Annotated in this window: 22 protein-coding genes; 9 read left to right on the forward strand and 13 right to left on the reverse strand. The window is 53.4% G+C overall.

The annotated features are described in order from the left end of the window. The first annotated feature begins 138 nt into the window (after positions 1–138). The gene (locus tag AC0L7R_RS09295) at positions 139–2,193 is read left to right on the forward strand and encodes a hypothetical protein (protein WP_473656580.1); all 2,055 of its coding nucleotides are present in this window, start codon (positions 139–141) and stop codon (positions 2,191–2,193) included. A gap of 359 nt (positions 2,194–2,552) precedes the next feature. Here the strand turns inward: AC0L7R_RS09295 and AC0L7R_RS09300 are convergent, their stop codons facing one another. The 9 genes from AC0L7R_RS09300 to AC0L7R_RS09340 all read right to left on the reverse strand — a co-directional run bounded on the left by AC0L7R_RS09300 (position 2,553) and on the right by AC0L7R_RS09340 (position 11,366). Then, positions 2,553–3,317, reverse strand: coding sequence for an autoinducer binding domain-containing protein (locus tag AC0L7R_RS09300; RefSeq protein ID WP_348106828.1), 765 nt, complete (start codon positions 3,315–3,317; stop codon positions 2,553–2,555). Next, on the reverse strand, positions 3,314–3,763 hold the full coding sequence (gene aroQ / locus AC0L7R_RS09305) for a type II 3-dehydroquinate dehydratase (RefSeq protein ID WP_473656581.1): 450 nt from the start codon (positions 3,761–3,763) through the stop codon (positions 3,314–3,316). Before aroQ ends, AC0L7R_RS09300 begins: the two co-directional genes overlap by 4 nt. Positions 3,764–3,960: 197 nt before the next feature. After that, a complete protein-coding gene (phoB, locus tag AC0L7R_RS09310; RefSeq protein WP_247127182.1) occupies positions 3,961–4,647 on the reverse strand; it encodes a phosphate regulon transcriptional regulator PhoB in 687 nt (228 codons plus the stop codon). 5 nt (positions 4,648–4,652) lie between these two features. Next, positions 4,653–5,360: a phosphate signaling complex protein PhoU gene (phoU, locus tag AC0L7R_RS09315; protein ID WP_348106826.1), complete on the reverse strand. Its 708-nt coding sequence runs from the start codon at positions 5,358–5,360 to the stop codon at positions 4,653–4,655. A 12-nt stretch (positions 5,361–5,372) separates the two neighbouring features. Next, positions 5,373–6,173, reverse strand: coding sequence for a phosphate ABC transporter ATP-binding protein PstB (gene pstB, locus AC0L7R_RS09320; RefSeq protein WP_281501940.1), 801 nt, complete (start codon positions 6,171–6,173; stop codon positions 5,373–5,375). A 17-nt stretch (positions 6,174–6,190) separates the two neighbouring features. Continuing rightward, complete coding sequence (pstA, locus tag AC0L7R_RS09325) at positions 6,191–7,540, reverse strand: phosphate ABC transporter permease PstA (RefSeq protein ID WP_473656582.1); 1,350 nt, start codon at positions 7,538–7,540, stop codon at positions 6,191–6,193. Further along, positions 7,540–9,021, reverse strand: coding sequence for a phosphate ABC transporter permease subunit PstC (pstC, locus tag AC0L7R_RS09330; RefSeq protein WP_473656584.1), 1,482 nt, complete (start codon positions 9,019–9,021; stop codon positions 7,540–7,542). Before pstC ends, pstA begins: the two co-directional genes overlap by 1 nt. A 103-nt stretch (positions 9,022–9,124) precedes the next feature. Continuing rightward, on the reverse strand, positions 9,125–10,153 hold the full coding sequence (locus AC0L7R_RS09335) for a substrate-binding domain-containing protein (RefSeq protein WP_348106823.1): 1,029 nt from the start codon (positions 10,151–10,153) through the stop codon (positions 9,125–9,127). A gap of 151 nt (positions 10,154–10,304) precedes the next feature. After that, positions 10,305–11,366 (reverse strand): ATP-binding protein, encoded by a 1,062-nt coding sequence (locus AC0L7R_RS09340; RefSeq protein ID WP_473656586.1) that lies wholly within the window; start codon positions 11,364–11,366, stop codon positions 10,305–10,307. A gap of 137 nt (positions 11,367–11,503) precedes the next feature. Between AC0L7R_RS09340 and AC0L7R_RS09345 the strand changes: the two genes are divergently transcribed. Beyond that, the gene (locus AC0L7R_RS09345; RefSeq protein ID WP_473656587.1) at positions 11,504–11,914 is read left to right on the forward strand and encodes a hypothetical protein; all 411 of its coding nucleotides are present in this window, start codon (positions 11,504–11,506) and stop codon (positions 11,912–11,914) included. On the opposite strand, the gene AC0L7R_RS09350 is transcribed toward AC0L7R_RS09345, so the two are convergent. The 3 genes from AC0L7R_RS09350 to AC0L7R_RS09360 are packed head-to-tail and all read right to left on the reverse strand — an operon-like array spanning position 11,911 to position 13,973. Then, a complete protein-coding gene (locus AC0L7R_RS09350; RefSeq protein ID WP_473656589.1) occupies positions 11,911–12,435 on the reverse strand; it encodes a DapH/DapD/GlmU-related protein in 525 nt (174 codons plus the stop codon). The genes AC0L7R_RS09345 and AC0L7R_RS09350 overlap by 4 nt on opposite strands. Further along, a complete protein-coding gene (gmk, locus tag AC0L7R_RS09355; protein WP_473656591.1) occupies positions 12,435–13,070 on the reverse strand; it encodes a guanylate kinase in 636 nt (211 codons plus the stop codon). The genes AC0L7R_RS09350 and gmk overlap by 1 nt, the downstream gene beginning before the upstream one ends. A gap of 3 nt (positions 13,071–13,073) precedes the next feature. Further along, positions 13,074–13,973 carry a YicC/YloC family endoribonuclease gene (locus tag AC0L7R_RS09360; protein WP_473656592.1) on the reverse strand — a complete coding sequence of 300 codons (900 nt, stop codon included), beginning with the start codon at positions 13,971–13,973 and terminating at the stop codon, positions 13,074–13,076. Positions 13,974–14,163: 190 nt separating this feature from the next. Here AC0L7R_RS09360 and AC0L7R_RS09365 point away from each other — a divergent pair, with 190 nt between their 5' ends. Beyond that, a complete protein-coding gene (locus AC0L7R_RS09365; RefSeq protein ID WP_473656593.1) occupies positions 14,164–14,865 on the forward strand; it encodes a PAS domain-containing protein in 702 nt (233 codons plus the stop codon). Between the two features lie 59 nt (positions 14,866–14,924). Here AC0L7R_RS09365 and AC0L7R_RS09370 read toward each other — a convergent pair whose 3' ends face one another. Further along, complete coding sequence (locus AC0L7R_RS09370; RefSeq protein ID WP_473656595.1) at positions 14,925–16,295, reverse strand: class II 3-deoxy-7-phosphoheptulonate synthase; 1,371 nt, start codon at positions 16,293–16,295, stop codon at positions 14,925–14,927. A gap of 198 nt (positions 16,296–16,493) precedes the next feature. Here AC0L7R_RS09370 and AC0L7R_RS09375 point away from each other — a divergent pair, with 198 nt between their 5' ends. The 6 genes from AC0L7R_RS09375 to AC0L7R_RS09400 all read left to right on the forward strand — a co-directional run bounded on the left by AC0L7R_RS09375 (position 16,494) and on the right by AC0L7R_RS09400 (position 21,844). Continuing rightward, positions 16,494–17,492: a GlxA family transcriptional regulator gene (locus AC0L7R_RS09375; protein WP_247127168.1), complete on the forward strand. Its 999-nt coding sequence runs from the start codon at positions 16,494–16,496 to the stop codon at positions 17,490–17,492. 91 nt (positions 17,493–17,583) lie between these two features. Further along, positions 17,584–18,498: a peptidoglycan-binding protein gene (locus AC0L7R_RS09380; RefSeq protein WP_473656596.1), complete on the forward strand. Its 915-nt coding sequence runs from the start codon at positions 17,584–17,586 to the stop codon at positions 18,496–18,498. A 173-nt stretch (positions 18,499–18,671) separates the two neighbouring features. Next, positions 18,672–19,856, forward strand: a complete 1,185-nt coding sequence (locus AC0L7R_RS09385) for an ABC transporter substrate-binding protein (protein WP_348106814.1) — start codon at positions 18,672–18,674, stop codon at positions 19,854–19,856. A gap of 87 nt (positions 19,857–19,943) precedes the next feature. Continuing rightward, on the forward strand, positions 19,944–20,729 hold the full coding sequence (locus tag AC0L7R_RS09390) for an ATP-binding cassette domain-containing protein (protein ID WP_473656597.1): 786 nt from the start codon (positions 19,944–19,946) through the stop codon (positions 20,727–20,729). Positions 20,730–20,777: 48 nt separating this feature from the next. Further along, entirely contained in the window at positions 20,778–21,491 is a 714-nt protein-coding gene (locus tag AC0L7R_RS09395) for an ATP-binding cassette domain-containing protein (RefSeq protein WP_473656599.1), read from the forward strand. A 20-nt stretch (positions 21,492–21,511) separates the two neighbouring features. After that, on the forward strand, positions 21,512–21,844 hold the full coding sequence (locus AC0L7R_RS09400) for a hypothetical protein (protein WP_473656600.1): 333 nt from the start codon (positions 21,512–21,514) through the stop codon (positions 21,842–21,844). Positions 21,845–21,862: the final 18 nt, after the last annotated feature.

The raw sequence follows: 21,862 nt of genomic DNA on the forward strand, positions 1-21,862 counted from the left end.
CATTTTCCAAGCTTTTGAAACGGCGCGTATGTTTGACATACGCGCCGTTTTTTATGGTGTTTCATAAGTTTAGTTTGCCACATTCGTACCGCATTTCGGTTCTACCTCTGGAAGAGTTAACCTTTTGGAGACTAACGAATGCCAACGACTGAGACCCGCACCGACCCGGACGATATTTATGGTTGGACCACAATTGAAAGCACGTTTGATGACGGTGGTTTGCTGACATCAAAATTGACCACTTATGATAATGGAACGACCCGACAGGATGACTTTCATCCCGATGGCTATGTCGATCCGCTGAACATCGTATCCGAGACAATTGGCCAAGTGACGTTGATGTCGGATCTGCCGATCGGGGCAGGGAGCCTGCATAGCTGGGACAGCATTCTTACCTACTATTCAGAAACCAACCCTGGCCAACGTCTATTCCAACAGACAATCGACGACACCGGACTTGAAAAGAACACGACCTATGGTGAAGACGGCGCAATCACGGGTGTCGCGCAATATGATTTGGGGGAGGTGAAGTCATGGGACAGCTATGTCCGGACGTATGACCAAGACCCTCGAATTTCATCGACACGGATCGTTTATGATGATGGAGATGTATACGAAAAGACGTCTCAGATTTCTTCACTATTTGACGATCCGACGTGGCGTGATGAAACTGTTACTCGGGAAGACGTTAGCGGCAGCCAAGACTATGTTTATCAAACCGAGGTCCACCTAATTGTTGACCTGAGCCTCACTGATCCACTGGCAGAAGACGTCACCCATCTGATTGAAGCCGAAACGCTTTATGATGACGGTGTTCTCGTCGAATATTCGTCTGATGATCTGGGAGGGTATGGCTATTATCAAGTCAGCACGGACCAAAATGATGCCCATGATTGGGAAACGATAACAGCGGACTTCGCCACGGATTACTCTGGGTCAATCAAAACGATCTATGATGACGGAAGCATGAAACATGAAAATTTCGTGTCGGGTTCTTCGGCCATATGGATCACGAATGCCGCCGGCATAAACATCTACAGCGAAGGCCGTTTCTATGATGACAACGGCAATCTTACTGAAATTTCGGCTTCTGGGTTAGGTACCACTTGGAAGGTCGAGCGTTTTGAGGATGGAATCCGTACATTAACAATGGAATTTGATAGTAGCTACGATGTTGAGTCGTTTTCAGAGCGACACACAAACTACGATGAAAACGGCGTTATCAGCACCCGCGAAACGTATTTCGACAACGGGCAAGAACAGACAGAGCTCTTCTACAGTTCGGGCGTACGGCAAAATACAATTGTCGTTGATGCGCCGGACATCGCTAACTATGCGCTAAAGGCTGATGCATTCGACGAAACTGGCGCGTTAACTGAACGCCGTACGCACTATGATGACGGCCGTGAAGTCGTGGACAGTTATACCAACGGCACACGTGACAGCCGTGTCACGACCGATCAACAGGACGCGTATGACTTTGTGCTGAAGGCAGATGTGTTTGATGCGAATGGCGGTTTGGTTAATCGATACGTTCAGTACGATAACGGACGCTACGATACCGAGTACTTTGAAGATAATGTGCGGACCGCCAGGGTGACAGAGGATCAGGCAGACGCCTACAATTACATCCAGAAGGCAGCCGTTTACGGCGCTGATGGCGTGCTAACTGAGCGGAACGTCTCATATGATGATGGAAGGACGCTGAACAGTTATTACGACGAGGGCCGTTTGGCGCACACAGTCATCGAAGATACGGCGGACACCTTCAATTACGAAGCGATGCATGTTTTCTATAATCAGGCAGCTGGAATCGAAATCCGTGAAACGACCTACGATGATGGACGCGTTCGGACACAGGCAAAAGAAGACGGCGTCGTCTTGTTTGTGACGGACGAAGACAAATCCGCGGATGGTCTTGCCTACAATTATTCGGAACGGGCCACTGTGTATGATGCCGATGGCACACGACTGCAGACGCGGACTGAACTCGATTCCGGCGATCAATTCGTTTTTAACTATGCCGACGGCGCTAAAGAGCAGCGTCTGGATTATGATGGGAACGACTCTGAAACCTGGTTGTTTAAGGTCACAGATTATGCGCCCGATGAAACACCGGTTGTAACGTACTACGATACCTTCGCAGAAACACCGACGGACATCATAGACGATTTTAACTTCTTAATGGTCTAACAAACGCCGATGGTCGCCCGGGGGCGACCATCGTTCTACTCGTTAAGAAACCAAAACTACACAGCGTCGGGAGAACGCAGTGTTTACCGATGATACCTTGCGCGTCCATTGGGACGGGGACATTGCGCAAAAGATCGGGTTGCCGGCGTCCGAAGGCAAACCCCCAAACCACCGACGCGTAAATCACCCTATCCCCGAAATAACGGGGGGTATGACCCACAGTTCCCAGGCCTTAGGCCACCACTCACGGAACTCCTTCACAATGGACGTTAACCTTGCGTAAGGAAAGTAAGGGAAACCTGACCTTTTTGCCGAAAATTGGAAAAATTTCCCCGCAAGGTCAGGCTTTTATCTGGAAATCAATTATCGAGGACGAACATCTGGTTGTAAAAGGCGGCCTTTAGTACCGCTTGAGCTGTGGTCTCTACATCAAGAGACTCACGTGCAAGACGCAGATGTTTCTCTACGGTTGCCGCGGTGAGGCCAAGAAGGATCGCAATATCTTGCGTCGTTTTGCCATCACCAACCCATTGCAACACCTCGCGCTGGCGTGTCGTCAGCTTGCGAGATCCGGAATGGGGCAGGGCGAGGATTTTAAGGTGCATGACGTTGTTCAGCACCATCAATTCATCGCCATGTTGCGCCCAGATTTGATCAACCTTATCTTGCGACATGCCTTCATCACCGATCAGCGCAATGGCACCTTTGCTGCGCTGCGAAACAGACCGGAAACTGAGTGTGTAGCCCGTTGCGATCCCATAAGATTTATTGAATTCAATGACTTCGTGTTCTTTCTGGCTTTCCAGATCGGTTCCGATCATTTCCTTCATCCAGCGCCAGCTACACGCGCCATCGTTGCGCAAGGCCCATTGAATCATGGGGCCGTGGAAGTAGTGACCATCTTCGACGAACTTATCGACGTAACTGGAGGATAAATTAGTCAGCAAAACCCAGTCCTGAGGGTCTCCGATCGCGACCTTGGCGGAAGATGAATAGTAACGCGTAAACGCGTATATCAGCCGTTTGAACCCATAGGCTGCCATGTGTTTTGTGTGGATTTCCCACAGTTCTTCAACAGTCTTTGCATTCGTTAGCTCGTACAATTTCGCAATTGTCTGGCTCATGTTTCAGTTGTCCCTAAGTATCCGGCAAGCGCGTCCATGGCCAACGGATAACCCGCTGCGCCAAAGCCGCAAATCTGGCCGACGGCCACTTTTGAAATATAGGACAGGTGTCGAAATTCTTCGCGTTGGTGGATGTTTGAGAGGTGAAGTTCAACCACCGGAAGGCTAACGGATTTAATCGCGTCCATGATCGCAATCGACGTGTGAGTGTAGGCGCCGGCGTTCAGAATGATCCCGTCATGAACGCCACGCGCCGCATGGATTGCATCGATCAGAATGCCTTCGTGATTGGATTGCAGGAAGCTGACGGCAACGTTCATTTGCGTGGCTTTGGCTGTGCAAGTGTCTTCGATATCAGCGAGTGTCGTTGACCCGTAAACCTCGGGTTGACGCGTCCCAAGCAAATTTAAGTTTGGTCCGTTAAGTACTAAGAAAGAGTGTCCCATAAATGGGTAGTAACAGTCTGTTAGCGTTTAGCAAAATGAAAATGCGATTTTTGAGCTGTGAGAGGTCATTATCAATCTCTGGTAGAAAACCCGGTAATGCATACGCTTTAGTTGACGTCGGGTCATGCTGGGAGGCCGCAATCAGCCAGCCTTCCAACCCAAATATATTACATAATACTGATTATACGATTACTGGATTAACCGAGCGCGTAGCCTGCTCCGCGTACTGTCCGTAGCGGATCTTGCCCACCAGAGACTGTCAGCGCTTTGCGTAATCGTCCGACGTGTACGTCGACTGTCCGGGTGTCCACGTAGACGTCACGCCCCCAGACACGGTCCAGCAATTGATCGCGCGACCAGACGCGTCCCGGTTTTTCCATGAACGTGCTGAGCAACCTGAATTCTGTCGGTCCAAGTTTTAGCGCATCGTCGCCACGTGTCACGCGGTGCGTTTCTGCGTCCAGTGTGATGTCGTCGTATGTCAGCGTCTGTCCGACTGTCGCTGGTCGCGCGCGCCGCAGCTGTGCGCGTACACGTGCCATCAGTTCGGTCACAGAATACGGTTTCTCGACGTAGTCGTCGGCGCCGGTTTCCAGACCCCGCACTTTGTCTGTTTCTTCAGTCCGCGCTGACAGCATGATCACTGGGATCGTGCGTGTGTCTGACCGTACCTTCAGTTGGCGGCACACTTCGATGCCGGACAGCTTTGGCATCATCCAGTCCAGAATGATTACGTCAGGCGGATCTTCTGCGACGCTGAGTAATGCGTCTTCGCCATTGCTGGCTTTGGTCGTGCGGTAGCCTTCGGCTTCGATATTGTAGATCAGCATTTCACGCTGAGACGCTTCATCATCTACCACAAGTACATGCGGAATCTGCGACATCTGATTTACTCCGGTGTCCGAACAAAGGATGTTTCATCGCCCTTGGGCCGTGCTTCTTCGGGCATTTCACCGGTGACCAGATAGATCACCTGTTCGGCCATATTGGTTGCCAAATCACCCATCCGTTCGACGTTTTTCGCCATGAAATGCAAGTGCATACAGGCTGTGATGTTGCGTGGGTCTTCCATCATGAAGGTCAGGAATTCACGGAACAGTGCGTTGTACATCTGGTCGACTTCATGGTCGCGCTGACGCACTTCTTCGGCCAAATCAGCATCACGACGCACGTAGGAATCCAGCACATCTTTCAGCATAAGCTGGACTTCGCGGGCCATACGACGGAGCGCTTTGTCTGATCCGTTAATCGCGGCCATATCGACCAATGTACCGGTCCGTTTCGCCATGTTTTTCGCGTAATCGCCGATCCGTTCAAGCGATGCTGCGATGCGAAGAACTGTAAGAATGCTACGTAAGTCCTTGGAAACAGGCGCACGTAAGGCAATGGTGCGTGCCGCTTCGTCGTTGATCTGGATTTCTAGGGCGTCGATGACCTTATCCCCTGCCCGCACGTTTTCGGCCAGTTCAAGGTCGCGGTTTGCCAAGGCTTCTGCAGCTGACAGAATGGCCTGTTCGACAAGCCCGCCCATACGCATAACCAGCGCTTGGATTTCTTCGAGATCGCGGTCGTAGGCGGATGAAATATGGTTGTCCATGATGCCTGCTCCTTACCCGATCCGGCCAGAGATGTAGCTCTCGGTCCGTGGGTCTTCTGGGTTCGTGAAAATCTTGTCGGTGTCGGAATATTCAACCAAGTTACCGAGGTGGAAAAACGCCGTCTTCTGCGACACACGTGCAGCCTGCTGCATAGAGTGTGTGACGATGACCACCGCGTAGTTCTGGCGCAATTCGTCGATCAGTTCTTCGACCTGAGCCGTAGCAATCGGGTCCAGCGCCGAACATGGTTCATCCATCAGCAGAACCTCAGGTTCGGTCGCTACAGCCCGTGCGATGCACAGACGTTGCTGCTGACCGCCTGACAGGCCGGTGCCTGGTGCGTGAAGTCTGTCTTTGACTTCGTCCCAGATCGCACCGCGGCGCAGTGCCTTTTCGACGATGTCGTCCAGATCAGCCTTGTTACGTGCAAGGCCGTGGATTTTGGGACCATATGCTACGTTGTCGTAGATCGATTTCGGGAACGGGTTCGGTTTTTGAAACACCATGCCGACTTTAGCCCGCAATTGGACCGGATCAACGCGGCTGTCATAGATGTCTTCACCGTCGATCAGGATGTCACCTTGAACGCGGCAGATATCAATTGTGTCGTTCATCCGGTTGATACAACGCAGAAAAGTAGACTTGCCGCAGCCAGATGGCCCGATAAAGGCCGTCACGGTTTTATCGCCGATCTCGACATTTACATCCTTGATCGCATGTGTGTCACCGTAGTGAACCTGAACGCCTTTGGCGCTGATTTTGACGTCCTGTTGCGTGCTCATAGCGCGATCCATTCGATACATATCTTCCATTGTTCTATCTCCTGCCCTTACCAGCGGCGCTCAAAGCGGCGGCGCAGGATGATTGCGATCAGGTTCATCGTCATCAAGAAGACTAGCAAGATGATGATGCCACCCCATGCGCGTTCATAATAAGCGGGGTCTGCCCGTTTTGCCCATTCGTAGATTTGGGCGGGCATAGCAGAGTTCGGGTCCAAGAAACCGGATGCCACGCCGTCGGGGTAGTTTGATGCGATGTAGCCGACCATACCGATCAGCAGCAGCGGTGCGGTTTCACCAAGCGCCTGTGCCAGACCGATGATTGTCCCTGTCAGGATACCCGGCATGGCCAGTGGTAGCACATGGTGGAACACCGACTGCATTTTGCTGGCCCCGACACCCAGTGCCGCGTCGCGGATGGATGGTGGGACTGATTTCAGTGATGCCCGTGTTGAGATCACGATGGTTGGCAGAGTCATCAGCGTCAGGGTCAGGCCACCAACCAGCGGGGCTGATTGCGGTAGATGTGCGACTTGAATAAACGCTGCCAAGCCAAGGATACCAAACACAATAGACGGCACAGCGGCGAGGTTTGAAATGTTCACCTCGATCAAGTCTGTGAACCAGTTTTGCGGGGCGAATTCTTCGAGGTAGATGGACGCGGCCACACCAATCGGCAATGCCAAGACCAGCACAACGATCATCATAAAGAACGATCCGAGCATCGACACACCGATCCCTGCTTGTTCTGGTCGGCTTTCGGATGCGTCGGCACCTGTGATGAAGGACCAGTTAAACACGCGTTCGACCGACCCTTGTTCCACCATCACGTCGATCAGATCGAGGTGTGCTGCATCAAGGTTTTTGTCCCGCGCAAGATCTTCGCGTTGCACGCGGCCTTTCATATAGCCATCGACCCGTGATGATGTCAGCACACGGAACGCGACGGTTTCACCGATCGTGGCAGGGTTAGCTAGGACGTGATCGCGAATAACGGCCGCTGCACCCGATGACAGGATTTTAGCAAGGTCGCCGTCGTCAACTTCTGTTTCGATATTACTGGTCGCATTGATCAGCGCCGTTTCGATCAACGGTTTGTAGCCAAAAGTTGACGTCTTTTTCAGTTCTTCAATGTCGCGATTGCCGTTCGGATCGAGCCGTTCTTCGAGCAGTTCAACTTCGAGCGTCACGTAGGTTTGCGTGAAGGCAGGTGTTCCGTTCTGAATAATCGCCCATAACAGGGCAACGAGGAACAAAACCCCAACCATGATGGCCGCGATGCCGTAGGCTTTGAACCGTTTTTCGGCCGCGTCCCGCTTTTTGGTGCGCGCATCTTTCACAAGAAGCGATTTGCCCTTTTTGTGCGGATCGGCGGATGGTGTCACAGTGGCGTCAGACATTAGTCGTACTGCTCCCGATATTTACGAACGATGATCAGGGCGACAACGTTCAGCCCCAGTGTGATAACGAAAAGAGTGATCCCAAGCGCGAAGGCCACCAGCGTTTCAGGGCTGTTGAATTCCCCGTCACCTGTCAGCTGTGCGACGATCTTGGCGGTCACGGTCGTCATGGCCTCGAATGGGTTCATGGACAGCGATGCCGCAGCCCCTGCCCCAAGGACCACGATCATGGTCTCACCAATCGCGCGTGATGCGGCCAACAGGATCGCGCCAACGATGCCCGGCAATGCGGCTGGCAAGACGACTTGGCGGACGGTTTCGGAATGGGTCGCACCAAGGCCAAAGGACCCGTCACGCAGGGATTGTGGCACTGCGTTGATGATGTCGTCGGACAATGAGCTGACAAAGGGGATCAACATGATGCCCATGACCAGACCCGCCGTCATGGCAGCCGTCCCGCCAGTCATCCAATCCACGCCGAACCAACCGCCATCGCCGAAGGCATCCAGCAACAATGGACCGACTGTCAGCAAGGCAAACAAACCGTAAACGATGGTCGGGATACCTGCGAGCAGTTCCAACATTGGCTTGGCCACAGATCGTACAGAGTTTGACGCATATTCGGACAGATAGATCGCCGCAAACAGCCCGATTGGCACGGCCACGATCAGCGCGATCAGTGAAATGAACAGCGTACCCCAGATCAGCGGCAAGAAACCCAGATCAGATTGACCGCCACGACCGGAAAAACTCGGTTCCCATTTGGTGCCAAACAAGAAGTCCAAGAACGGGTAGCGTCCGAGAAAGTCGATGGTGTTGGTGATCAGCGACAGGAAAATGCCGATCGTTGTCAGAACCGCGACGCTGGCCGCTGCAATCAGCACGACCATCACGGCGCGTTCGACATAGTTGCGCGCCCGAAAATCTTTGTTGGTCATCATGTAGGCGGCAAGCCCGCAGGCAAGCGCGATCAGTACGACAACAATGGTGCGTAACGTGTCGCCAGTGGCCGACAGGCTGCGATACTGTTGCGCCATATCCAGCGTGTTTTGTTCGACATCAGACCCGAGTGCGACGCCGACGCTGCCCAAGGTTCCTCGAATGTCGTCCGTTTCCACATTCAGCGATGCGGCTTGGTCGGCCGTTAATGCGCCCTGCTCTACCGCGAGGGATAGACCATCTGCGACGCGGCGCACATCAGCTAAGGCCAATGACCGTTCGCCCGCATCTGTTGCAACAGCGGGATCAAGATCACCACTGATCATCGAATTGATCGCCATGGGCTGCGTAATCAACCAGAGCATCAAGACAGCGATGGCTGGGACCGCAGCCGCGAGCGCCGTGTTCGCGCCGTAATAACTAGGAAGAGAGTGAAGATTGCGACGGTCACCGCCGCCCGAGGTCATAGCGCGTGATTTTGCGGCGTAATAGCCGAAAACCGCCAGCACCAGTAACACACCAAAAAGCCAAGTTGCAGGCATCAGGACCCCCCGTCCCTTTTAAGTATGATGCGCCACGCTGTCGTTTTGTCAGCGTGGCGCGGTCTTTTCAGCGACCTAATTCAAGGCCAAGTTCATGTACACCTTACAGTGTGTCTTCGTTCGCTACAGCGTCCTGTGTCGCGGACAGTTCTGGATCGGATACCAGACCGTAGTCGGACAATGGGCCTGATGGACCAGCGATGTCGTTAGAGATGAAGAATTCAGCGAATTCTTTCAGACCTGGGATCACGCCGATGTGGGCTTTCTTGATGAAGAAGAACAACGGACGGGATACTGGGTATTCGCCGGACGCGATGGTTTCTGTCTTTGGCTCAACGCCGCCGATTGTCGCCACTTTCAGTGAGTCTGTGTTGTTCTCGTAGAACGCCAGACCAAACACGCCGATGCCGTTCGGGTTGCTATCTACACGTGCGAGTGTCTCTGTGTAGTCGCCGTCGATGTCGACTGTGATGCCGTTGCCGCGTACGGAGATACATGCGTCTTCAGCGTCGTCTTCGGACATGCCGCCAGCCATCATAGCTTCCATTGCGCCTGTGTCTTCACAGCCTTGCAGCAGAACCTTGTCTTCGAACACTTCACGTGTGCCGTGCTTTGTGCCCGGGATGAACGCAAGGATGTCAGCCGCTGGCAATTCAGCGTTGAAGTCAGCCCATTGTGTGTGCGGGTTTTCTACGATTGCACCGTCTACCAAGACTTTTTCGCCAAGTGCGTTGAAGATGTCGGATGCTTCAAATGCAGTGAATGCAGGACCGTCGATTTGGGATGCAAATACGATGCCGTCATAACCGATGCGAACTTCGATGATGTCGTTCACGCCGTTTTCTGTGCAAAGCGCGATGTCGCTTTCGCGGATTGGGCGGGAAGAGTTTGCGATGTCGATGGTGTTTTCGCCAACACCTTCACAGAAACGCTTCAGGCCAGCAGATGATCCACCGGATTCAACAACTGGTGTTGGGAAGTCGAAGTTTTCGCCGAATGCTTCAGCAACGATGGATGCGTATGGCAAAACAGTAGAAGAACCAGCAACCTGAACGTTGTCACGTGCAACAGCAGCAGTTGCAGAAATGGCCGTGATGGCCAGAACGGAAGCAGAAATTTTCAAAGACGACATTTGTATCTCCAAGTCAGTCATTTGTTAGGTAGGCGCGTATCGCCTGACCCTTGGGCACCGTTTAGGACCCGTTTCAAAAGCTTTTGTGACACTAATGTAAAAGTTTTATGACAGTCGGGAAGTGCGACGCAACTTATTGACAAACAAGGATTTAATCGTCGTATATTTGCTGGGCGACCTGTTTGGCGTTCACTGGAAGGAGAATCGTGACAGTTGTTCCTTGGCCTTCGACGCTTTCAAACACCAACCGGCCGCGATGACGGTTAAGGATATGTTTCACAATCGCAAGGCCAAGTCCTGTCCCGCCCATTTCGCGGTCGCGGTGATCGTCAACACGGTAAAACCGTTCGGTTAGCCGAAAGAGATGCCGTGCTGGAATGCCGATGCCATGGTCCTGCACAGATATCCGAATGCAATCCTGTTGTAGTGATTTCTCAAACCGTTCGGGGTGGATTGCCACGGTGATTCCACTTTCCGAGGCGCCATATTTGATCGCGTTTTCGATAATGTTGTGAAGCACTTGCTGTAGCTGTGCCGCGTCGCCGGGAACAGTGACTGGGTCCACAGGCAATTCAACCGTGAGGTGCGTGCCCGCGGTTGTGGCGAGCGGGTCAAGTAGGTCGACGGATTGCCCCACGATGGTCGTCAGATCAACGGGATCAGTGGGCCTGCTACGCTCTGTTTCTTCGACACGGGACAGTGACAAAAGGTCATCGACCAAGCGGCGCAATCTGTCCGCTTCAGTCGCCATGATCCCAAGGAACCGTTCCTGCGCTTTGGGGTCGTTTTTCGCCGGTCCTTGCAAGGTTTCAATGAAGCCAAGAAGCGCTGTTAGCGGTGTACGTAGTTCGTGACTGACATTCGCAACAAAGTCGCGCCGGACTGAATTGACGTCTTGTTCTGCGGACTGATCTTCAAGAATTATGAGCGTTTGACCGGTTTCAGGCACGACGATTGCCTCGAACGTTTGATCAGCATTGCCAGAACGGACGATAAATCGCGCGGTCTTTTGCGTGCCATCACGTCGCGCTTGATCAATTGCATCCAATAGCGCCGGTTGTCGCAACGCGGTCACATAATTGCGGCCCGTAAAATCCAGATTGAGCAATTCGGTCGCAGCCGGATTTTGCATGCTGATCCGTTGGTCTGGACCGATAATCACGATGGGCGATTTAATCGCATTCAGCAAAACCGGTAGCGGGTAGTTCGACATGTTGGTGTCACTTTTCTATAGCGATCCATAAATTGTGTGAATCAACTCACACTTGAATGGAACAAACTTAACCACGGTTTCGTTTCAACAATGTAACGATCTACAGTGATCCCACGGATTGAAACGGATTAGATTCCATGTCGGCGCAGCAACTACCACGGAAGAAGTTCCTAGAAAACCTACGTGATCGCGTCATTGGCGAAGATCGGGCGGTGACGCTTGTCGTGGGTGATGTTGTCAGATGGACAACTGAAGGGCGAACAATGCCCTATGTCGAGGATCTGACCTATGTCGATTTCGATCAGTTATCCGTAGACACGATCGCGACAATCCGACCTGATGTGGTCCTGTCACCGCTCGTGACCGATGGGTTTGATGCGTATCAGGTTACACGGTTTTTAGCGTCCGTCGCATACAAGGGACGTTACCGCGCAATTTCCCAAGTGCTGCCAAATCTGCAGATGATACGTAATGAAATCAGGGCGGTGGGACCTGCAATTGATTTCGATATCGTCATCATGCCACCGACATTGGTGTCTGTGAATTAGTCAGCGACTGGTTTCAGCCCATCCCGAAAACGCGCTGCGTTTTGTTGGTAGTGGATTGCAGATAGCGTCAGCCCTTTGATTGCAGCCGCATCAAGGTCCCGCACGATTTTGCCTGGTGATCCCATGACAAGCGACCCATCCGGAATCACCTTGCCTTCGGTCACCAAAGCCCCCGCCCCGATGAGGCAGTTTTTACCGATCACAGCCCCGTTCAGGATGGTAGCGCCCATCCCGACAAGGCTGTTATCGCCAATGGTACAGCCGTGCAGCATCGCTTTGTGACCAATGGTGCAATTGGTCCCGATAGTCAGCGGGCAACCCGGATCGGTATGCAATACGCAGTTTTCCTGCACGTTGCTTCCTTCACCGACCACAATCGGTTCGTTGTCACCACGGATGGTTGTCCCGAACCAGACCGATGAATTGGCCAATAGTGTCGTATTACCAATGACATGCGTACCGGGTGCTATCCATGCGGTTGGATCGACTTGTGGTCTTACATCATCGATTTCATACAACATTAGCGCTCCTCGAATTGATCTTGCAGCGTGCGGACGTGATCCATCAGATCAGGTTGCTGGCTGGCCCTTAGGCGTTCAGCAGAGATGATCGTTTTCAGTCGTTCTTCGGTGGTGGCCAGATCATCGTTCACCAGAACATAGTCATACCCGTCCCAGTGACTGATTTCGTCCCAGCTTTTTTGCATCCGCTTTTCTATTGTCTCATCGTCGTCTTGCCCGCGCGACACAAGGCGGCGGTGCAGTTCTGTGATAGACGGCGGTAGGATGAAGATCGACAGCACGTGATCTTTCAATGCAGATGTGGAAATCTGCTGCGCGCCCTGCCAGTCGATATCGAACAAAACATCACGCCCCGCTTCGATTGCTTCTGACACGGGACCTTGTGGCGATCCGTAGTAATTGCCGAAAACGCGGGCGTGTTCGAGCATTTCTTTGTCTGAAACCTGCCGCTTAAAGGCTTCTTCTGTCACGAAGAAATAATCTTGGCCGTCGACTTCACCCTGACGCGGAGCACGTGTCGTCGCCGAGACGGAAAACCGCAGTGTGTCGTCCCATTTCCGCAATGCGCGCGCCAAAGTCGATTTGCCCGCACCGGATGGAGAAGACAAAATAATTAGTAGTCCACGACGCGCCATTAGTTACTCCACATTCTGAATCTGTTCGCGCATCTGATCGATAAGTGTTTTGAGTTCAAGCCCGATCCCGGTCAGTTTTGTGTGCTGCGCTTTGGAACATAGCGTATTGGCTTCGCGGTTAAATTCCTGTGACAGAAAATCCAGTTTTCGGCCCACGGGGTGATATTCTTTCTGCGCCACTTCCAGCAGTTCAGACGCGGCGGTGACATGTGCCTTCAGGCGGTCGATTTCCTCGGTCACATCGGTTTTGACGGCCAATGCGGCCATTTCCTGTGCCAGCTTGTCTGGATCGAGGTCGGTATTGCCGAGCACACGTTCCATCGCCGCTCGCAGCGCTTTTTCCGCCTCAGGGCGTCGTTCGATGATGGCGGCTTCAGCGTTGGCGATGTTTCCTGCAATATCAGACAATTGTGTTGCGATAATCGCGTTCAGGCTTTGACCTTCGCGTTCCCGCATGTTCACCAGATCATGCAGAAGCGGTCCGATATCTGCTTTGATCGCCGCCACGATTTCAGCACTCGGCCCTTCGTTGCCCGCGTTTTGCACAACGCCCCGTTGGTTCAGGACATCCGCAGTTGTTGGTTGGCCAAGGGTCACACCCATCGTAAATGCGCGTTCCTGAATGACGTCCAGCGCGCCGAGCACGCGGTCCAATTGCGCTTCGTCCAAAGACAGGTTTTGCGCTGTATCATTCATTGTAAGACGTAGTGTCAGGCTGACATTCCCGCGCTTGATCGCCTTGGTGAATGCCGCGCGAATGTCGGCTTCCAGCCCATCAATGCCGTCCGGCAGACGTAGCCGTAGATCCAATCCGCGTGCGTTCACACTCCGCACCTCCCACGCCCAAGTTGCCCCATCCGCGTGGCCTGTCCGGCTGGCAAATGCTGTCATTGATTGGATCATGGTGGTCTCGCTTTGCTGTGTGGCTCAGTTATTCGTACTGCGAAATCAATGAGTCGGCAAACAAGACTCGCTTGCTTTTGCGCTGGGGCGTCGCAGTGGTCCGTTAACCCATTAATCCTTTGTTAAGTGATTTGTGGTAACTTTCTGTTAACTTGTACGCAATTGATGAAGGCCGACGAAGGACAGTCAGATGCCCAATGAGCGTGAGTATACAACCCAACACCGCACCCCGTTTCACGATCAGGCGGGCGAAGACGTTCTAACGCGTGTCGAAGCGCATTGGCACGATATGCGCAAAGGATCGGCCCTGCCAAACCGAGTTGATATGACTCCCGGTCCGTTGTCGGATAGCCTTGCGCATTGTTTTACCTTGGAACGTGTCACCCCGTCCGTCGCGCGTTTTCGCGTTGCTGGTCGCGCTGTTCACCAAATACTGAATCTCGAGCCACGCGGCATGCCGATCAGCGCGCTCTTCACACCAATGGGGCGTGAAATGGTTGCGCCGATTATTTACGACGTTTGTGAAGGGCCGGAAATTGGCGAAATCCCATTGGTCGCGCCGCGTGGTCTTGGCCGCAGCCCATTGCGTGGTCGGATGTTGCTACTGCCCTTGAAGCACGATGGTGAGGCGGTGAACCGTATTTTCGGTGCGATCGTGATTGATGGACGTGCGGGACGGCGTCCGCTTCGGTTTGAATTTGATAGCGAACAGTCGTTGCGCAGCGAACCTGTGCAGCTTGTCATCCGCACGGTCCACGAAATCCTGAAGTATCCGGATGTCGCACCGGTCGCCACGCCGCCGCTCCCTACCCCGCAGATATGGGAACCGCCTGCGTTACAGCCTACCTCGACACCTACGCCAGCTTTGCGTTTGGTCGTCGATAACACCTGAAACGAAAAAGGGCGGACCCATTTGGATCCGCCCTCTTTTATATCGTGTGCGCAGCGCGCTTAGCCTGCTGCAGCTGCTTTCAGCTGTGTGCGACGGTTGGACAGTTCTTCAGACACGAGGAACGCAAGTTCCAAAGACTGAGACGCGTTCAAACGTGGATCGCAAGCAGTGTGATACCGATCGGCTAGGTTTTCGTCCGTCACCGCACGGACACCGCCTGTGCATTCTGTGACGTCGGCGCCGGTCATTTCGAAATGCACACCGCCCGGAATTGTACCTTCTGCGTTATGTACGCCAAAGAATTCCTTCACTTCACGCAACACGCTATCGAACGGACGAGTTTTGTAGCCCGTTGACGATTTGATCGTGTTGCCGTGCATCGCATCACACGTCCAAGTCACGTTCGCGCCTTCTTCCTGCACGGCTTTGATCAAGCGTGGCAGGTGTTCACCAACAGAGCCAGCACCGAAACGCGCGATAAGGGTCAAGCGACCTTCTTCGTTGTGCGGGTTCAGCTTTGCCATCAGTGCCTTCAGGTGCCCTGTTGTCATGGTTGGACCGCATTTCAAACCGATTGGGTTTTGCACGCCAGAACAGAATTCAACATGCGCACCGTCAGGCTGACGTGTCCGGTCACCGATCCAGATCATGTGGCCGGAACCAGCCAGCATTTTGCCAGATGTTGAATCAACACGTGTCAGGGCTTCTTCATATTCCAGAAGCAGGGCTTCGTGGGATGTGTAGAATTCGACAGTGCTCAGCTCGTGGTTTGTTTCTGTTGAGATACCAGCCGCTTCCATGAAGGCCAGCGTATCTGAAATGCGCTCTGCCATATCGCGGTATTTTGCAGCGCCAGCCGCGTCTGTGAAGCCCAATGTCCATTGGTGGACTTTGTGCACGTCAGCGTAGCCGCCAGTTGAGAAAGCGCGCAGAAGGTTCAACGTTGCAGCAGCCTGCATGTAGGCCTGTGTCATGCGTTCTGGATCAGGCACCCGTGCGGCTTCTGTGAAATCAAAACCGTTGATGATGTCGCCACGGTAGCTAGGCAGTTCCACGCCATCGACTGTCTCTGTGTCAGCAGACCGCGGTTTTGCCATTTGGCCGGCCATACGGCCCACTTTTACGACAGGTACTTTTGCGCCGTAGGTCAGAACCATCGCCATTTGCAGCATCACTTTGAAGGTGTCGCGGATGCCGTCGGCTGAGAATTCAGCAAAGCTTTCCGCGCAATCCCCACCTTGCAGCAAAAACGCGTCGCCGCGTCCGCAAGCTGCCAGATGATCGCGCAGACGGCGTGCTTCACCCGCAAATACCAATGGTGGATAAGACGACAACCGCGCTTCGACAGCATTCAAAGCCGCCGCGTCGGTATAGGTTGGCATTTGGATCCGGGGCTTGCTGCGCCAGTCCGTTTTTTGCCATGTCGTCATTGTCTCGCTCCAAATTCTATCAGTTTTTGCTACACGACCAAGATGATCGGTCTCTGCTTATACTGTGTAACGCCAAGGCTTCCAATGCCAAAGTCCCGCAATTGAGGGTGCCAAATGTCATCATCATGACGAAATGACTTGTCAGATGCGCATTTTGTCGCAAAGGATGCCAGAACAACGACGATACAGGCGTGAAATATGAGCGTTTCTGACACCCCCACTTTGACGAATGACTTGGGCAAACCGAAACGGTTTGTGTTTGTTCTGCTCGATCAATTCACGATGCTTTGCTTTGCAAGCGCTGTTGAGAGTTTGCGCATCGCAAACCGGACAGCTGGCCAGCCGCTTTATGACTGGCGGTTTATCGGTGAAGACAGCGGCATGGCGACGTGTTCCAACGGGTGTTCGTTTCAGCTTGATGCTGATCTGGATGAGCTGAACCGCGACGATATCGTCATGATTTGCGGTGGCGTGAACATCCAAGCGGCCACAACGAAAAAGGTTTTGAACTGGGTGCGCCGCGAAGCGCGACGCGGTGTGACGATGGCCGGGTTGTGTACGGCTGGTTATACGTTGGCCAAAGCCGGATTGTTGGATGGTAAGAAAGCGACGATCCATTGGGAAAACCAAGACAGCTTTATCGAAGAATTCGAAGATATTGAACTGACGAAGTCGGTCTACGTGATTGATGGCAACCGGATCACCACGGCAGGTGGCACCGCATCTATTGACCTGATGCTCAAGATCATTGCCCAAGACCACGGCGAAGATTTGGCGAACGCTGTCGCCGATCAGTTGATTTATTCGTCCATCCGCACTGACCAAGACACCCAGCGTCTATCCGTTCCGACACGTATTGGTGTCCGGCATCCCAAGCTAAGCCGTGTTATTCAGATGATGGAAAAGAATATCGAAGAACCGATCAGCCCTGCTGTGCTGGCGAAAGAAGTTGGCATGTCGACGCGTCAGCTTGAACGGTTGTTCCGTCGGTATCTGTCCCGCAGCCCCAAACGGTACTACATGGAGCTACGATTGGGCCGTGCCCGTAACCTGTTGATGCAAACCGATATGACGGTAATTAACGTGGCCTTGGCCTGTGGTTTCGCGTCACCTTCGCATTTCTCGAAATGTTATCGGTCGCATTACAATACGACACCTTACCGCGAACGCGGAACGCAGGCGTCATCGCCCGTCTGATCGTCCGCGGGTCAGTATTTCCTGACCTTTACAGGTGCCCCATAGCGTTGAATGATCTTGGCATACACACTGCCACAGATTGGATTGCTCAATGCTGCGAAGCCGTTTGTTTATCAATAATCAAAGATTGAATGCCGCCGCCAACAATAATCCGGTGATCAGGCGTGGTGAGCCGGATCGCGATGCAGTTCGGTTGCTGCAACAGGCGTTGCGCGACCTGCAAGTCGCGACCATGCGGCGTTCCATCGGGGCCAACGGGATGTTCGACGGGGATTTTGGCGGGGAAACATTCCGCGCACTCAAAAGATTCCAGCACGATAATTCAGCCGGTGGTGCGACGGGCAATGGCACAGGCATTGCGGATCGCGAAACGTTGTTGTTGATGGACAGCCTGCTTGTTCCATTAAACATTGCCCCCTTAACGCCCACAACCGCCGCCGCCGCAGCCCCACCGGTCGAGACACCAGCCACATTGGCCCGCAGCACACCGAGATTGCCGACCGGCACGCAGCTGCGCCAGCAATACGGCGCTTTCACAGCAGTTGGCGGCAAACCCTGCCGACGCGGAATCACCCATCAATGTGCCATCCGCCTGACGATTGCATTGGCACGGTGCAACATCGGCTTTCACCTGTCGCCAAGCCGCGTCGGGGAGCTGTATGTTCATTCCCCTAATTCTACGCTGTGCGGCGGAGGTTTGGAGGCACATGATGCAAGTGCGCGCCGCGTTTTCAATTACATCTCGGGTTTTTGGAATTTCACGGCCTATAGCATTCACCGCAGCATGTCGGGCCGCGATATTTACGCACGTATTCGCGACACACCCGCTATCATCTACTTTCATAGACTTAGTGGCGGCACCAATCACATCGACTTCTTCGATGGGGCGCGGATCATGAATGACGAACTGAATTATGCAGCCCCAGGAGAGCCGCGACGCGGACGTCCCGACGCGACATTTCAAGCAACACGGCGCGCCATCCACGTTTTACCGCTGCTGCGCTAAAGTGTTTTCCGTCCAAAGCATGCGTCGCTTTTAGGAAAATCGGGCAATCTTGGGTGAACCTAACGTCAATCTGCCTTTCTACGGCATATCAGACGCGCTCCCCTTCCCTTTTTGAAATGCTCTGCGTAAACTTTTTGGCAGGATGACAAATACATCCACTAGGGAGACAAAAAATGAAAAATCTTTTGATGGCTTCAACAGCCATTGCAATGACTGCTGGTGCGGCTTTTGCTGAAGACGTAAAAATTGGTGTGATCCTCGGTTTTACCGGTCCACTTGAATCCATCACACCTGCGATGGGTGCTGGTGCTGAACTCGCCATGGCTGAAGTCAGCGAATCCGGCGCATTGCTAGACGGTTCAACCGTCACATCTGTACGCGGCGATTCCACATGCATCGATGCGGGTGCTGCGACAACTGCTGCTGAGCGTTTGATCACAGCCGAAGGCGTGAACGCCATCATGGGCGCTGATTGTTCCGGTGTTACAGGTGCTATCCTGTCCAACGTGGCACTGCCAAACGGCACAGTGATGATTTCGCCATCCGCGACATCACCGGGCCTCTCCACAGCAGAAGACAACGGTCTGTTCTTCCGCACAGCCCCGTCTGACGCACGTCAGGGCGTGATCATCACAGAAATTCTGCAAGATCGCGGCATTTCCGAAGTGGCGCTGACATACACAAACAACGACTACGGCAAGGGTCTTGCTGATGCGTTCCAAGGTGCGTTCGAAGCAGCTGGCGGCACAGTCACAATCTCTGCGGCACACGAAGACGGCAAAGCTGACTACGCGGCTGAAGTCGGTGCATTGGCATCCGCTGGCGGCGAAGTTCTGGTTGTTGCGGGCTACGTTGACCAAGGCGGTTCCGGCGTTGTGCGCGGTGCGCTTGATTCTGGTGCATTCGACACGTTCTACTTCCCAGACGGCATGGTTGGCGCAAAGCTGAACGAAAACTTTGGTGAAGAACTGAACGGTTCTTACGGCGCCTACCCTGGCACAGACAACGCAGGTGCAGGCAAGTTCGTTGAACTGGCTGAAGCTGCTGGCTTTGACGGCACAGGCGCATTCGCACCTGAATCGTACGACGCTGCAGCGCTAATCATGTTGGCGATGCAAGCGGCTGGGTCTTCTGATTCTGCTGACTTCAAAGATCACGTGATGGACGTCGCAAACGCACCGGGCGTTGAGATCATGCCGGGTGAGCTTGCCAAAGGTCTTGAACTGATCGCAGCTGGCGAAGACATCGACTACGTTGGTGCATCCGCTGTTGAACTGATCGGTCCAGGTGAATCTGCTGGTAACTACCAAGAGATCGAATTCGCTGACGGCGAATATTCCACCATCGGTTACCGTTAATCGGACTTGAAACACTGGGACGGTGCGGGTTTATCCCGCGCCGTCCCATACGATAAGACACGCTGATTGCGTGGGTAGGTGGGGATCATGATCGTCGTAGAGAATTTGGTGAAAACCTTTGGTGGTTTTCGCGCTGTTGATGGTGCGTCGTTGGAAATCGGCGAAGGTACAATCACAGGATTGATCGGCCCGAACGGTGCCGGAAAAACCACGCTTTTCAATGTGATCGCAGGCGTACATGAACCAACAGCGGGTCGTGTGACGATGGCGGGTGAAGATATCACAGGCCTGCCACCACATGAATTATTTCACAAAGGGTTGCTGCGGACCTTTCAAATCGCACATGAATTTTCATCCATGACTGTTCGCGAAAACCTGATGATGGTGCCCGGTGCCCAATCAGGTGAAACGCTGTGGAACGCATGGTTTGGTCGCCGCGGAATCGCCGAAGAAGAACGAGCGTTAGGCGCGAAAGCCGATGAAGTTCTGGAATTCCTAACGATTGATCACCTGACCCATGAAAAAGCTGGCAACTTGTCCGGTGGTCAGAAGAAGCTGCTGGAACTTGGCCGCACGATGATGGTCGATGCCAAAATTGTATTCCTCGACGAAGTCGGGGCGGGCGTGAACCGTACCCTACTGAACACCATTGGCGACGCGATCATCCGGTTGAACAAAGAACGCGGCTACACCTTCGTCGTCATCGAACACGACATGGATTTCATCGAACGGCTTTGCGATCCGGTTATTTGTATGGCCGAAGGCAAGGTGCTCGCTGAAGGCACGCTGGCAGAGATCAAAGCAAATGAACAAGTGATCGAGGCCTATTTGGGCACTGGATTGAAGAACAAAGACAAGTTGGCTGCAACGTGATCGGGTGCGCAGTGGATTGTTTTGGACAGATGAAATTGGAAGCACGACATGTCTGAGCCGTTTTTGATTGGCGATACAATGACCGGCGGCTACGGCAAAGGTCCCGATATTCTACACGGCTGCACGATTGCCGTTGAAAAGGGCGAAATTGCCGTGATCGTGGGTCCGAATGGCGCGGGTAAATCCACGGCGATGAAGGCCGTGTTCGGGATGCTGAACGTGCATTCCGGATCTGTGCGTCTGGATGGCGAGGATATCACCGGACTGTCCCCGCAAGACCGTGTGATCAAGGGCATGGGGTTTGTGCCGCAGGTCCGCAATATTTTCCCGTCGATGACTGTCGAAGAAAACCTTGAAATGGGTGGGTTCATTCGCACGGACGATATCAAGCCGACGATGGAACAGATTTATGATCTGTTCCCGATCCTGCGCGATAAACGCGATCAAGCCGCGGGCGAATTGTCTGGTGGTCAGCGTCAGCAGGTTGCTGTTGGTCGGGCGTTGATGACCCAGCCCAAGGTTTTGATGCTGGATGAGCCGACTGCGGGTGTATCACCTATCGTCATGGACGAATTGTTCGACCGGATTATCGAAGTCGCCCGCACAGGTATCCCCATTCTGATGGTGGAGCAGAACGCGCGGCAAGCACTTGAAATCGCGGATAAAGCCTATGTTCTGGTACAGGGCCGTAATGCTCATACCGGCACCGGAAAAGAACTATTGGCCAACCCCGAAGTCCGCGCGAGTTTCTTGGGCGGATGATGATGAAAGCGGTATCAGCAATGGCGATGGCAGCGGGTCCGGTATCGGCCGAGGCTGTGCTGTGTGATATGCAAGGTGCGGCTTTGGAATTCTTCATAGATCGCAACCACTTTGCCGCCCCCGTTGATGCTAATGAACCACCGCGCCGTGCGGCGACTGTGGTGTCATATGGTACGCAGCAATTCCCAGCGACCCCGTTTCTAATCGGGGACACACGCGGGTTTGAGGCCGAGGGACTGGGCGGAACAACCACACTTTTTGTGATGCAACCGAATGGCGATGCTGTTTTCAACGACAGTCTTGCGGGCACGCGGATCACAGGAAAATGCACCATCCGAAAGGATGAGAAATGACGACGAAGGGTCTGATTT

It is taken from the genome of Yoonia sp. D2-7 (assembly GCF_055809435.1).

What these genes read in the sequence shown, in the direction of transcription:
- AC0L7R_RS09360 (WP_473656592.1), bottom strand. Translation starts at nt 13,973, where the DNA reads ATGATCCAATCAATGACAGCATTTGCCAGCCGGACAGGCCACGCGGAT.
- AC0L7R_RS09385 (WP_348106814.1), top strand. Translation starts at nt 18,672, where the DNA reads ATGAAAAATCTTTTGATGGCTTCAACAGCCATTGCAATGACTGCTGGT.
- AC0L7R_RS09295 (WP_473656580.1), top strand. Translation starts at nt 139, where the DNA reads ATGCCAACGACTGAGACCCGCACCGACCCGGACGATATTTATGGTTGG.
- AC0L7R_RS09370 (WP_473656595.1), bottom strand. Translation starts at nt 16,295, where the DNA reads ATGACGACATGGCAAAAAACGGACTGGCGCAGCAAGCCCCGGATCCAA.
- AC0L7R_RS09380 (WP_473656596.1), top strand. Translation starts at nt 17,584, where the DNA reads ATGCTGCGAAGCCGTTTGTTTATCAATAATCAAAGATTGAATGCCGCC.
- AC0L7R_RS09345 (WP_473656587.1), top strand. Translation starts at nt 11,504, where the DNA reads ATGTCGGCGCAGCAACTACCACGGAAGAAGTTCCTAGAAAACCTACGT.
- AC0L7R_RS09300 (WP_348106828.1), bottom strand. Translation starts at nt 3,317, where the DNA reads ATGAGCCAGACAATTGCGAAATTGTACGAGCTAACGAATGCAAAGACT.
- pstC (WP_473656584.1), bottom strand. Translation starts at nt 9,021, where the DNA reads ATGCCTGCAACTTGGCTTTTTGGTGTGTTACTGGTGCTGGCGGTTTTC.
- AC0L7R_RS09340 (WP_473656586.1), bottom strand. Translation starts at nt 11,366, where the DNA reads ATGTCGAACTACCCGCTACCGGTTTTGCTGAATGCGATTAAATCGCCC.
- AC0L7R_RS09375 (WP_247127168.1), top strand. Translation starts at nt 16,494, where the DNA reads ATGAGCGTTTCTGACACCCCCACTTTGACGAATGACTTGGGCAAACCG.
- phoB (WP_247127182.1), bottom strand. Translation starts at nt 4,647, where the DNA reads ATGTCGCAGATTCCGCATGTACTTGTGGTAGATGATGAAGCGTCTCAG.
- AC0L7R_RS09395 (WP_473656599.1), top strand. Translation starts at nt 20,778, where the DNA reads ATGTCTGAGCCGTTTTTGATTGGCGATACAATGACCGGCGGCTACGGC.
- AC0L7R_RS09335 (WP_348106823.1), bottom strand. Translation starts at nt 10,153, where the DNA reads ATGTCGTCTTTGAAAATTTCTGCTTCCGTTCTGGCCATCACGGCCATT.
- phoU (WP_348106826.1), bottom strand. Translation starts at nt 5,360, where the DNA reads ATGGACAACCATATTTCATCCGCCTACGACCGCGATCTCGAAGAAATC.
- gmk (WP_473656591.1), bottom strand. Translation starts at nt 13,070, where the DNA reads ATGGCGCGTCGTGGACTACTAATTATTTTGTCTTCTCCATCCGGTGCG.
- AC0L7R_RS09350 (WP_473656589.1), bottom strand. Translation starts at nt 12,435, where the DNA reads ATGTTGTATGAAATCGATGATGTAAGACCACAAGTCGATCCAACCGCA.
- aroQ (WP_473656581.1), bottom strand. Translation starts at nt 3,763, where the DNA reads ATGGGACACTCTTTCTTAGTACTTAACGGACCAAACTTAAATTTGCTT.
- AC0L7R_RS09365 (WP_473656593.1), top strand. Translation starts at nt 14,164, where the DNA reads ATGCCCAATGAGCGTGAGTATACAACCCAACACCGCACCCCGTTTCAC.
- AC0L7R_RS09390 (WP_473656597.1), top strand. Translation starts at nt 19,944, where the DNA reads ATGATCGTCGTAGAGAATTTGGTGAAAACCTTTGGTGGTTTTCGCGCT.
- pstA (WP_473656582.1), bottom strand. Translation starts at nt 7,540, where the DNA reads ATGTCTGACGCCACTGTGACACCATCCGCCGATCCGCACAAAAAGGGC.
- pstB (WP_281501940.1), bottom strand. Translation starts at nt 6,173, where the DNA reads ATGGAAGATATGTATCGAATGGATCGCGCTATGAGCACGCAACAGGAC.
- AC0L7R_RS09400 (WP_473656600.1), top strand. Translation starts at nt 21,512, where the DNA reads ATGGCGATGGCAGCGGGTCCGGTATCGGCCGAGGCTGTGCTGTGTGAT.